Annotated in this window: 6 protein-coding genes; all 6 read right to left on the reverse strand. The window is 75.1% G+C overall.

Annotated features, from left to right (window positions below):
- Positions 1-112: 112 nt before the first annotated feature.
- On the reverse strand, positions 113-1,324 hold the full coding sequence (locus ACIQVZ_RS26880) for a DNA polymerase III subunit delta' (protein ID WP_402453391.1): 1,212 nt from the start codon (positions 1,322-1,324) through the stop codon (positions 113-115).
- Between the two features lie 274 nt (positions 1,325-1,598).
- Entirely contained in the window at positions 1,599-5,126 is a 3,528-nt protein-coding gene (gene tmk, locus ACIQVZ_RS26885) for a dTMP kinase (protein ID WP_402453326.1), read from the reverse strand.
- Positions 5,127-5,376: 250 nt separating this feature from the next.
- Entirely contained in the window at positions 5,377-8,259 is a 2,883-nt protein-coding gene (gene topA, locus ACIQVZ_RS26890) for a type I DNA topoisomerase (protein WP_350882026.1), read from the reverse strand.
- 390 nt (positions 8,260-8,649) lie between these two features.
- On the reverse strand, positions 8,650-9,108 hold the full coding sequence (locus ACIQVZ_RS26895) for a DUF3592 domain-containing protein (RefSeq protein ID WP_350882024.1): 459 nt from the start codon (positions 9,106-9,108) through the stop codon (positions 8,650-8,652).
- Between the two features lie 259 nt (positions 9,109-9,367).
- Positions 9,368-10,900: a methyltransferase gene (locus tag ACIQVZ_RS26900; protein ID WP_402453327.1), complete on the reverse strand. Its 1,533-nt coding sequence runs from the start codon at positions 10,898-10,900 to the stop codon at positions 9,368-9,370.
- A gap of 126 nt (positions 10,901-11,026) precedes the next feature.
- On the reverse strand, positions 11,027-11,752 hold the full coding sequence (locus tag ACIQVZ_RS26905; RefSeq protein WP_350882020.1) for a hypothetical protein: 726 nt from the start codon (positions 11,750-11,752) through the stop codon (positions 11,027-11,029).
- Positions 11,753-12,053: the final 301 nt, after the last annotated feature.

Genomic DNA, 12,053 nt, shown 5'->3' on the forward strand with positions numbered 1-12,053 from the left:
CCTACGCCGGGTGCTCAGCCCGACAGGCCCACCCCGAACGGCCCGAACGGCCCGAACGGCCCGGTGGCACGGCGGCCCGGTGGCGCGGCGGCCCGGCAGCACAGGGTCCAGCTCAGCCCGCGCGCAGCGCCACCGTCATCGCCTCGACGGCGAGCAGCGGGTCCACGTTCCGGTCCAGCGCCTGCCGGCAGGCGAGCACCGCCTCGATCCGGCGCAGCGTGCCCTCCGGCGGGCCGTCCTGCGCGACCCGGTTCAGGGCCTGCCGCTGGTCCTCGTTGGCGAGGGTGCCGCTGGAGCCGAGCTGCAGCGCGAGCACGTCCCGGTAGAAGCCGAGCAGGTCGAGCAGCGCGACGCCGAGGGTCTCCCGGCGGGTGCGGGTGGCCCGGCTCTTCTGCCGTTTCTCCAGTTCCTTGACCGCCCCGGCCATGCCGCGCGGCGCCTTGCTGCCCTCGGCTGCGCCGTAGGCGGCCTTCAGGTCGCCGGTCTCCTTGGCGTCCTGGGTCTCCGCGAGCGCCTCGGCGTCGGCCTTGGCGGTGTCGACGAGGCGCTGGGCGGCGGCCAGGCAGCCGCCGATGTCGGCGACCTCCAGCGGGATCCGCAGCACCTCGGCGCGGCGGGTGCGGGCCTGGTCGTCGACGGCGAGGCGGCGCGCGCGCTCGACGTCGCCCTGCCCGGCGAGCGCGGCAAGCCGGGCCGTCTCCGGGTCGACGCCGTCGCGGCGGACCAGCATGTCGGCGACGGCCTCGGCGGCGGGCGTGCGCAGGACGAGCAGGCGGCAGCGCGACCGGATGGTCGGCAGCACGTCCTGGACGGAGGGGGCACAGAGCAGCCAGACGGTGCGTGGGGAGGGCTCCTCCACGCCCTTGAGCAGCGCGTTCGCGGCGGCCTCGGTGAGCCGGTGAGCGGCATCGACCAGGATCACCGACCAGCGGCCGCCGGTCGGGTAGCTGGAGGCGCGCAGCACGAGCTCGCGCATGTCGCCGACGCCGATGGACAGGCCGTCGGTCCGGACGTACTTGACGTCGGCGTGGCTGCCGGCCAGCACGGTGTGGCAGCCGTCGCAGAACCCGCAGCCGGGCGTACCGCCGAGCGCGAGGTCCGGACTGGTGCACTGGAGGGCCGCGGCGAACGAGCGCGCGGCGGTGACCTGCCCGGCCCCGGGCGGGCCGGTGAACAGCCAGGCGTGCGTCATCAGGGAGGCGTTCCCGCCCGGCTGCGGGCCGGCTCCGCGGCCCGCCGCGATCGTCGCCCCGGCCGACCGGGCGGCGGCGGTCAGCTGCTCGACCACCCGCTCCTGGCCCACCAGGTCGTCCCAGACGGCCACTGCTGCTCCCAAGCTCCGTACGGCAGCGCTCCCGGCGCCTCTTCCCCGCCGTCGAGCATACGTGTCCGCTCCGACAGCCACGGCGCCCTCCGGGGCGCCCGCCGCCGAAGGAGGCGCCGCCCCACCACCGGAGGAGGCGCCCCGCCGCCGACGGCGACGGGCGGCGCCGCCGGGGCTCTCCACCCCGACGACGACGCCCGCCGTCCTACCGTCGACCCGCCGTCCGTACCGCTGTCCTACCGTCGACCGTCGTCCGTACCGCCGCAGCCCGAGGTCAGCCCCGACGGCCCCAGCGACGGCCCTTGCCCTTGCCGCCGCCCTCGCCCCGGTCGCCACCGGGGGCGGGCCGGTCCTGGCCGCCACGCGGGTCCTGCGGGGCCGGGCCGCCGTGATTCCAGCGCGCCCACTCGTCACGCGAGCCGAGCAGGGTGTCGGTGAGGCTCGGCAGGTCGTCCATCGGCGTCTCCTCGGCCCACTCCGGCCGGGGTCGCTCGGCGGTGGCCTGCGACTCGTCGGCGGGCGGCGGCTCGTCGCCGACCACCGGCAGCTCGCGGGTGCTGTCCACCGGCTCCTCGCGCCACAGCCCCGGCGGCACCCGGTCCTCGGTACGGCCCGCTCCCGTGCGGCCCGGCTCCACCCGGCCCGGTGCCGGACGCTCCGGAGCAGAACGCCCCGACACAGGACGCCCCGGCACAGGACGCTCCGGCGCCGGACGCCCCGGCTCGACCCGCGGCAGCACAGCGGTCCGGTCCGTCTCCTCCGTGACCCTCGGCAGCACAGCGGTCCGGTCCGCCTCCTCCGTGATCTTCGGCAGCACGGCCGTCTCGTCCACGGCGGTCGGCGGGACGACCGGCAGCTGGGCGGTCGCGTCGGCGGCCTCCGCCGCCCGGACGGCCGCCCGGCTGTCCCGCAGCGACAGCTCCCGCGTCGCCTCGTCGGTCCCACCGGGCCCGGGAGTGCCCACGGACCCCGCCCCCGGGACGTCCCGGACGGCCCGCAGCTCGGTGGTCACCGCATCCCCGGGAGCCGAACCGGCGGCCCGACCGGCGGTCCGACCAGCGGCCTGACCAGCAGCCGAACCCGCCGCCGCCCGATCCGCCGTCGTCTGCGCCGCCGCAGCCGCGGCCGCGAGCGCGGCGGCCTGCGCCAGCCGGGCCTCCTCGGCCCGCTGCAGCGCCTCCTCCGCCCGGCGGCGCTGCTCCTCGCGCTGGAGCTCGCGCTGCCGCTGGAGCTCCGCCTGGGCGGCCGCCTCGTCGGCGAGGCGCTTGCGCTCGGCGGCCTCCGCCGCCAGCCGGGCGTCCTCCTCGGCCTTCCGCTCGGCCTCTTCCGCGGCGCGGCGGCGGGCTTCCTCCTCCGCCCGGCGGCGGGCCTCCTCCTCGGCCTTGCGCCGGGCCTCGGCGGCGGCCCGCTCGGCCTCCTCCTTGGCCAGCCGCTCCTGCTCGGCCTGTTCGGCCCGCAGCTGCGCCAGCACTTCCTGCCGCTTGCGCTCGGCGGCCTCGGCCTCGGCCTTCTTGCGGGCCTCCTCGGCGGCGCGGCGCTCGGCCTCCTCACGGGCGAGCCGCTCCTGCTCGGCGCGGGCGGCCTTCTCCTGCTCGGAGAGCGGCAGCTCGCGGTCGAGCCGGTGCCGGATCGCGGTGGTGACGAAGCCGGGGGCCTGGCTGCCGTCGACGACCAGGTAGCGCGCCGGGTCGGCGGCCGCGAGGGCGAGGAAGCCGGCCCGGACCCGCTGGTGGAACTCGGTGGGCTCGGACTCCAGCCGGTCGAGCGCCTCGGTGAAGCGCTCCCGGGCCCTGGTCGGGTCGACGTCCAGGACGACGGTCAGGTCGGGCAGCAGCCCGCCGGTCGCCCAGCGGGAGATCCTGGCGACCTCGGTGGCGGCCAGGTCGCGCCCGGCGCCCTGGTAGGCGATGGAGGAGTCCATGTACCGGTCGGTGATCACCACGGCGCCGCGGGCGAGGGCCGGCCGGATGACGTTCTCGACGTGCTCGGCCCGGTCGGCGGCGTAGATCAGCGCCTCGGCGCGGTGCGACAGGCCGGTGTTGCCGACGTCCAGGACGAGGCCGCGCAGCCGCTGGCCGACCGGGCTGCCGCCGGGCTCGCGGGTGAGCACGACCTCGTGCCCCTTGCCGCGGATCCACTCGGCGAGCGCCTGGGCCTGGGTGGACTTGCCGGCGCCGTCGCCGCCCTCCAGGGCGATGAAGAAGCCGGTGCCGGCGCCCTGGCGCGGGGCCGGACCGACGGCGCCGCGCACCGCGTCGACCAGGTCCCGGCCGAAGGGCGCGGTGCCGCGCCGGTCGTCGGTCCGCAGCAGGACGACGGCGGCGAGCACGAGCGTGAGCAGCCCCGAGGTGGCGACGGCAAGAGCCGCGCCGCCGTGGATGAAGGTGAACGAGCCGGGCTCGACCGCGCCGTACTCGACGTCCCCGTACGCCGCGGCGATCAGCGGGACGACGACCAGCGCGGCGCCGACCACGACCCGCAGCACCGCGTACAGGTGCTCGGTGACCTTCGGCAGCCGGGCCTCCTCGACCTCCTGGCCGAGCAGGGTGCGCCCGGCGGAGACGACGATCCCGGCGGTGAGGCCGGCCAGCACGGTGAGGGCCAGGACGAGGACGAAGTCCAGCACCAGCCCGGCCAGGATCAGCGCCACGCCCTCGGTGAGCAGCGCCAGCGCGAGCAGGCGGCGGCGGGAGAGCGCGGGCAGCGTGGCCCGGGTGAGCCGGGAGCCGAGGGCGGGCGCCGCGGTGGCGGCGAGCACCAGCAGGCCGTAGCCGATCGGCCCGGCCCGGTGCTCGGCGGCGGTGAGCAGCGCGAGCGCGGCGACGCCGGCCATCGAGGCGTACCCGGCGGCGACGGCGAAGGTGAAGTACGGGGCGCTGCCGGTGCGGCCCTTGCTCAGCGCGGGGCCGGGGGTCGCGTCGGTGGGGGCGCGCAGGCCCTGCAGCGGCGAGTGCGGGGCGACGGTCACCGGGCCGACGGGCAGCTGCTGGAGGTAGTCGCGGGCGGCCGAGGCGGCGAACAGGCCGGCCGCGCCGAGCGCGGCGAAGGTGACCTGGTGGGCGCGGAGCCAGTCCGAGCCGAGCGCCGCGCCGATGTTGTTCAGCAGGGTGAGGGCGACCAGGCCGGCGGCCGCGAGCGGCAGGGTGGCCCAGCCGGTGAAGCGGTCGATGCTCCGGACGGTGTCCAGGTGGGCGGCGGCGGGCCGCTGCTCGGCGGCGGGGGCGTACGGATCGGCGGGCGGCAGCAGCCCGGGGACGGCGGCGTCCTTGGCGATCCCCCGGACCCGCTCGGCGGCACCGGTGACGAACACGGTGGCGAGCAGGACGTAGGCGGCGCCGCCGGAGGGCTTCGGGCCGGAGCCCAGCCAGACGGTCCACCAGGGGGCGAGGCCGATCAACAGAGCGCACAGCGCGTCGGCGCCGAACAGCGTCCAGCGCCGGTCCAGCCGGCCGGCGACCAGCCGGTGCACCGGCCCGAGCAGCGCGACGCCGACCAGCCCGGTGGCCGCCAGCCGGACGGCGAGGACCGCCGTGACGGCGAAGGCGAGGCTGCGCGGCAGGTCGCCGAACTGGCCGCCGAGGGCGACGGCGACCACGGTGAGCGCGAGCAGCGCCAACAGGCCGAGCCGGTCGGCGGTGCCGCCGATCAGCTGGGTGGTCCACAGGCGCCGGTAGGGGCGCGTCCGCAGCAGCGCGCGAGCCCGGTCGACCGGGGTCCCGGCTGGCGCGACCTCGGGCAGCCCGGACGTGGCGTCGCGGGCGGCCGGGGCGGCGCTGGGGGTGGGCTGCTCCTCGCTCGTCATACGGTCAGCGTAGCGGGCTGGGGTTGACCGGAATGAGATGAACGGGGTTCCGGATCCCGCTCATCACCGGGTTGTGACGTTCCGCGCACACCGTCCGACCGGCCTCGGGCCCGCGTCCCCGGGGTGGGGTCGCGGGCCCGTGAGCGCTGGCGGGGCACTGGCGGAGACGCCGGCGAAGGCACTGGCGAAGGCACCGGCAGCGGCACCGACGGAGCCCCTGCCGGAGGATCCGGAGGAGATCCGGAGGAGATCAGCCCTCGTCGGTGGCCGCGGCCTTCCCGACGGCGGTCTTCTTCGCCGCCGTCTTCTTCGCCGCGGTCGCCTTCGTCGCCGTCGCCTTCGTCGCGGTCTTCTTGGCGGCGGTCTTCTTCGCGGCCGCGGTCTTGGTGGCCGCGGTCTTGGTCGCCGTCGCCTTCTTGGCGGTCGCCTTCTTGGCCGGGGCCTTCTTCGCCGTCTTCTTCACCGGCCCGCGCGCCCGCTTCTCGGCGAGCAGCTCGTAGCCGCGCTCCGGCGTGATGGTCTCGACCTCGTCGTCCTTGCGGAGCGTGGCGTTGGTCTCGCCGTCGGTCACGTACGGTCCGAAGCGGCCGTCCTTGACCACGACGGGACGCTCGCTGACCGGGTCGGTGCCCAGCTCCTTGAGCGGCGGGGCGGCGGCGGCCCGGCCGCGCTGCTTGGGCTGGGCGTAGATGGCCAGGGCCTCCTCCAGGGTGACCGTGAACATCTGCTCCTCGCTGGTGAGCGAGCGGGAGTCGGTGCCGCGCTTGAGGTACGGGCCGTAGCGGCCGTTCTGCGCGGTGATCTCCACACCCTCGGCGTCGGCGCCGACCACGCGCGGCAGCGAGAGCAGCCGCAGCGCGTCCTCCAGGGTGACGGCGTCCAGCGACATCGTCTTCAGCAGCGAGGCGGTGCGCGGCTTGACCGCGTTCTTGCCGGTCTTGGGCGTGCCCTCGGGCAGGATCTCGGTCACGTAGGGGCCGTAGCGGCCGTCCTTGGCGACCAGCATGTTGCCGCTGACCGGGTCCGGGCCGAGCTCGAAGTCGCCGCTGGGCTTGGCCAGCAGTTCCTCGGCCAGCTCGACGGTGAGCTCGTCCGGCGGCAGGTCGTCGGGGATGTCGGCGCGCTGGCCGGGCTCGCCCTCGACCTCGGAGGCGCGCTCGACGTACGGGCCGTAGCGGCCGACCCGCAGGGTGATGCCGTCGCTGATCCGGAACGAGCTGATCTCCCGGGCGTCGATCGCGCCGAGGTCGGTGACCAGTTCCTTCAGACCGCCCAGGTGGTCGCCGTCGCCGTTGCCGGCCTCGGCGGCGCCGCCGGTCGCGTGGCCGTCGCCCTCGCCGAAGTAGAAGCGCTTCAGCCACGGCACGGACTTGGCCTCGCCGGCCGCGATCCGGTCGAGGTCGTCCTCCATCTTGGCGGTGAAGTCGTAGTCGACCAGCCGGCCGAAGTGCTTCTCCAGGAGGTTGACCACGGCGAAGGAGAGGAAGGACGGGACGAGCGCCGTCCCCTTCTTGAACACGTACCGGCGCTGGATGATCGTGTCGATGATCGACGCGTAGGTGGAGGGGCGACCGATCTCCCGGTCCTCCAGCTCCTTGACCAGCGAGGCCTCGGTGTAGCGGGCCGGCGGCTTGGTGGCGTGGCCCTCGGGGGTGAGCTGCTCGGCGGCCAGCGGGTCGCCCTCGACGACCTGCGGCAGCCGGCGCTCGCGGTCGTCCAGCTCGGCGTTCGGGTCGTCCGCGCCCTCGACGTAGGCCTTGAGGAAGCCGTGGAAGGTGATGATCTTGCCGGAGGCGGAGAACTCGACGTCACGGCCGTCCGCGGACGCGCCGCCGACCTTGACGGTCACCGACTGGCCGACCGCGTCCTTCATCTGGGAGGCGACGGTGCGCATCCAGATCAGCTCGTAGAGCCGGAAGTCGTCGCCGGTCAGGCCGGTCTCGGCGGGGGTGCGGAAGCGGTCGCCGGAGGGGCGGACGGCCTCGTGCGCCTCCTGCGCGTTCTTGACCTTGCTGGCGTAGGTGCGCGGGGCGTCCGGCAGGTAGTCGGCGCCGTACAGCTGGGTGACCTGCGCGCGGGCGGCGGAGATCGCGGTCTCCGACAGCGTGGTGGAGTCGGTACGCATATAGGTGATGAAGCCGTTCTCGTACAGCTTCTGGGCCACCTGCATGGTCCGCTTGGCGCCGAAGCCCAGCTTGCGGCTGGCCTCCTGCTGGAGCGTGGTGGTGCGGAACGGCGCGTACGGCGAGCGGCGGTAGGGCTTGGACTCGACGCTGCGGACGCTGAACGCGGTCTGCTCCAGGGCGGCGGCCAGCTGCCGGGCGGCCTGCTCGTCCAGGTGCAGGGTGTTGGCGCTGCCGGCCTTCAACCGGCCGTCCGAGCCGAAGTCGCGGCCGGTGGCGATCCGCTTGCCGTCCACCGAGGAGAGCCGGGCGCCGAGGGTCTCCGGGTTGGCCGCGTCGGCCGGGGTGCGGCCGGTGCCGAAGGTGCCGACCAGGTCCCAGTACGAGGCGGTGCGGAAGGCGATCCGCTCGCGCTCGCGCTCGACCACCAGCCGGGTCGCGACGGACTGCACCCGGCCCGCCGACAGCTTCGGCATGACCTTCTTCCACAGCACCGGCGAGACCTCGAAGCCGTAGAGGCGGTCGAGGATGCGGCGGGTCTCCTGGGCGTCGACCAGGCGCTGGTTGAGCTCGCGCGGGTTGGCCACCGCCTCCTGGATCGCCGTCTTGGTGATCTCGTGGAAGACCATCCGGTGCACCGGCACCTTGGGCTTGAGCACCTGCTGGAGGTGCCACGCGATGGCCTCGCCCTCGCGGTCCTCATCGGTGGCGAGGAAGAGCTCGTCGGACTCCGCGAGCAGCGACTTCAACTTGCTGACCTGGGACTTCTTGTCCGCGTTGACCACGTAGATGGGGGCGAAGTCGTGGTCGACGTCCACCCCGAGGCGGCGCACCTCGCCGGTGTACTTGTCCGGCACCTCCGCCGCGGTGCTGGGGAGGTCGCGGATGTGCCCGACGCTCGCCTCGACGATGTAGCCGGGGCCCAGGTAGCCCTTGATCGTCTTCGCCTTGGCCGGCGACTCGACAATGACGAGTCGCTGTCCGTGCGCGGTCTCGCTGCTCGGGGACACCTTCGCTCTTCTCTCCCGGTCCTTATGTGGGCTGGTCGGCGCCGGCAGCACGGGCTGCGCTCCGCCCGACCCCTCCACCATCCCGGGGCTGCCGCTGTACGACGACCCCACCAGCGGAGTGTGACCGTACCCCGGCCACCCTTGTCAAACGGAAGGATCCCGCGTTTTCACTTTGCCGGGCTCGCCGACGCCACTCGAACGGTAACCCGATGACGGAGGTTCGCGCCCCGTAGAGGGGGGCTTCGGCGGGTTCCGGAGGATGGAATGACGGATTTCAAAATCTGTCAACGGAATATCGACGACCCTGCGGAGAGCCGCAGCGAGGCCTCCGCAGAGCGCCGGCCACCGGTTCCCGGCGAGCCCGACCGGGGCCGGGCGCACGCCCCGGATTCAGCCGTTGACCGCCGCGAGCAGCCCGGCACCCGCCGCCAGACAACCCATACCGAGCACGCTCCACAGCAGGTCGGCGACGGCGGCCCGGCGGACCTCCCCGGCCGCCAGCACCACCCGGCTCGGGCGGCGCGGGTCGTAGCAGATCCGCACCGGGGCGCCCGGAGTGAAGCGGTCCGGACGGCGCAGCGGGGTGTGTCCGCGCGGACGGGTGAGCACCAGTTCGGCGATCCGGCCCGCCCCGGCCCCCTCGACCGGGGGCAGGACGGAGAAGGAGAGCAGCGGGGCGCTGTCGAGCTGGCCGTGCGCCTCGTCCTCGGCCACGACCGTGGCCACCGCCGACGCCCCCGAGCGGCGGACCCGGTGGCGCAGGCGCACCTCGGCGGCGCACCAGAGCAGCAGCACGCCACCGAAGAGGGCGAGCACCAGCCCGCCCACCGTCGCCGTCGTCGTGTCCACCCCTGGCCCCCGGCTCCCCAGCTCTGTCCACAGCCTGTGGACAGAGCCTCACAGCAGGGGGCCAACGCGCGGCGGCCGACCGGAGACCGCTGGACGAACCGGGGAGTACGGGAAGGTGAACCGGCGCCGACCGCCCCCGCCGGGGGTGCCGCGCCGGGCATCGCGCCGGGGCGCCGCGCCCGGGCGCATGGCCCCGAGGCGCCGCGCCAGGTGCGCCGCGCCAGGTTGCCGGGTCAGGTTGCCGGGTCAGGTTGCCGGGTCAGCCCGCCGGGCGGATGAACCCCTGCTCGGTCAGCAGCCGCAGCGACTCGGGCACCCGGTCCCGCAGGACCACCCGGTCCTCGCCGAGCAACTGCGCGATGGCGTCCACGATCTCGCCCGCCGACAGCGAACCATCACAGACCCCGACGAAACCGGCACCCACCGTGTCCACCTTGGTGGCCCGCCGCATGCCCCGGTTGTGACGCAGGATCACGTGCTCCGGGTCCTCCGCGCCCGGCTCGCCGACCTGCTCCTGAACCACCTCGTCGGCCAGCACGTAACGGGTCGCGAGCAGGCCCGCGTCGTCGTGCGAACGCAGGAAGTCCTGCCGGTCGAACCACTCCTCGATGTGCGGGCCCAGCGGCTGCTCCACCGGGTGCGGCCACTCCTCCACCCGGACGGTCGGGCGCTCCGCGCCGCTCGCCCGCAGAGTGATCCAGCCCATGCCGACGCCCTCGACCCGGCCCGCCTCGAAGGCGTCCAGCCACTCCCCGTACCGGGCCTGGTAGTCGCCGCCCGGACCGCGGTGATCGCCGCCGTCCCGCAGCCACAACTCGGCGTACTGGGCGACGTCCTGGACCTCCCGCTGGACGATCCAGGCGTCCAGCCCGGTGCCCGCCACCCAGCCGGCCAGCCGCTCGTGCCAGTCCTCGCCCTTGACGTGCTGCCAGTTGGCGAGCAACTGACAGTAGCCGCCCGGCTCCAGGTGGTCGGCGGCCGAGCGGACCAGGCTGCGGCACAGGTCGTCGCCGGCCATGCCGCCGTCGCGGTAGGTGAACCGGCCGGCCGGCGAGATCACGAACGGCGGGTTGGAGACGATCAGGTCGAACCGGCGCTCCCCGACCGGCTCGAAGAGGCTGCCGGTGAGCGCCTCCCGCCGCTCGAAACCGGACAGCGCCAGGGTCAGCTCGGAGAAGCGCAGCGCGCGCGGGTTCAGGTCGGTGGCCGTCACCTGCCCGGCGTGCCGGGCCGCGTGCAACGCCTGCACGCCGGAACCCGAACCGAGGTCCAGCGCGGACCGGACCGGACGGCGCACGGTGATGTTGGCCAGCGTCGTCGACGCGCCGCCGACCCCGAGCACCAGGTCCTTGCGGGCCACCCCGTGCGCGGTCTCGCCGGATCCGATGCCGCCCGCGCCACCCACCGCGCAGCCCAGGTCGGACACCACCCAGGCGTCCGAACTGTCCATCCCGGCCACTTCGTTGGCGTACGGCCGGACGTCCACCGTCGCCCGCACCAGTTCACCGTCGGAGCGCAGCCAGCCGTCGGCCAGGCAGTCCTCGACCGGCAGCGCGGCCGCGGCCGCCCGGTACGGCACCGGCTGCTGGAGCAGGAACAGCCGGACCAGCGTCTCCAGCGGGCTGCCGCCCCTGGTCGCCCGCAGCGCCGGCACGGCCTCGCTACGGGCCAACGCCGCATAGCCGGTGGGCCCGAGCAGGTCGAGGCAGCCATCGGCGGTGAACGAGGCGACGAGCAGCGCCTCACGCAGCTTGGCGAGGCGGGTCTGGTCGAGAACGGGGCTACTGATCACCCCGCCATTGTCCCCCGCCCCGGACCGGGCGGCCGCCGGGTCCGGGGCGGATCGAGGGCGGATCGGGGGCCGGGCCGGGCACCCTCCGGACCGGCGCCGGAGCGGCCGGCCCGCCGGGCCCCGGGCTCAGCTCGCGCTGGGCACGGGGGTGGTCGGGGTGGTCGGCGGGGCGGCGGGCGGGCTCGCCGGGGTGGTGTCGGTGCCTGCGGAGGGGGCGGTCGACGGGCTCGCGCCGTCCGTCGCGCCCGGCGTGGGCGTTCCGCCGGGCGCCCCGGCGCTCGGGGTGGCGGACGCGCCGCCCGGGGCCGCGGCGGCGGGCTTGCAGCCGTCCTGCTTGGCCATGGCCGCGCCGAGGTCGCCGCGCTGCAGCTTGCCCTGCGCCTGCGTGGACAGCGAGGCCAGCTGCTGGATCTGGTCCGAGATGCTGCGCAGCCCGTCCGCGAACTTCGACTGGTCGGTGTTGGTCACGGCATCCAGCTTCTTCTGGATGTCCTGATAGCCGTCGGCCGCCTTGGTCAACTCGTCGACGGCGTCCTTCTGCAGGTTCGCGCCGTCCTTCACCTTGGGCACCCCGGCCGCGGTGATGGCCGCCGCGATGTCCTGGTTGGTCTTGGCCAGGCGCCCGATGTCCGTCGAGAGCCGCTTCTGCAGCTCGGTCGGGGTCTCGCCGGTCTTCACCTGGGCGGTGTCGGCGAGCGCGGCCTGCGCCTGGACGATCGGGTCCTTGGCCGAGCCGCAGACGTTCGACGCCCAGGACTCCAGCTGCTTGCCGTTGTCGTCGCCGCCGCAGCCGACGGCGCCGAACGCGAGCAGCGCGCCGAGGACGGGTACGGCCAGCAGTCGCTTGTTCACCGGGGGGAGCCTTTCGGTTTCGGTCGTCTTCGGTCGTCGAACCTACACGGCCGATGTCCGCCGCCCGCCGCCCGGCGCCCGGTTCCCGGGCCCCGGGTCGCCCCACCGGGGTGCCCGGCCCCGCTCAGGCGCGCAACACACCGACCGGCGTGCCGAAGTAGACCTCTCCGCCCAGATGCTCACCTTGACCAACTGGTCCTGCCCGCCCTGTCGCCCGGCCGCAGAACGCGGATCCGCATGGGCTTCCTCTTCGCGACGGGTCCGATCAGCGATCGGACCCGGTCGCACCGGAAGCAGTGGA

The sequence above is a fragment of the Kitasatospora sp. NPDC098663 genome, from assembly GCF_044760075.1.
Taxonomy (GTDB): Bacteria; Actinomycetota; Actinomycetes; order Streptomycetales; family Streptomycetaceae; genus Kitasatospora.

What these genes read in the sequence shown, in the direction of transcription:
- tmk (WP_402453326.1), bottom strand. Translation starts at nt 5,126, where the DNA reads ATGACGAGCGAGGAGCAGCCCACCCCCAGCGCCGCCCCGGCCGCCCGC.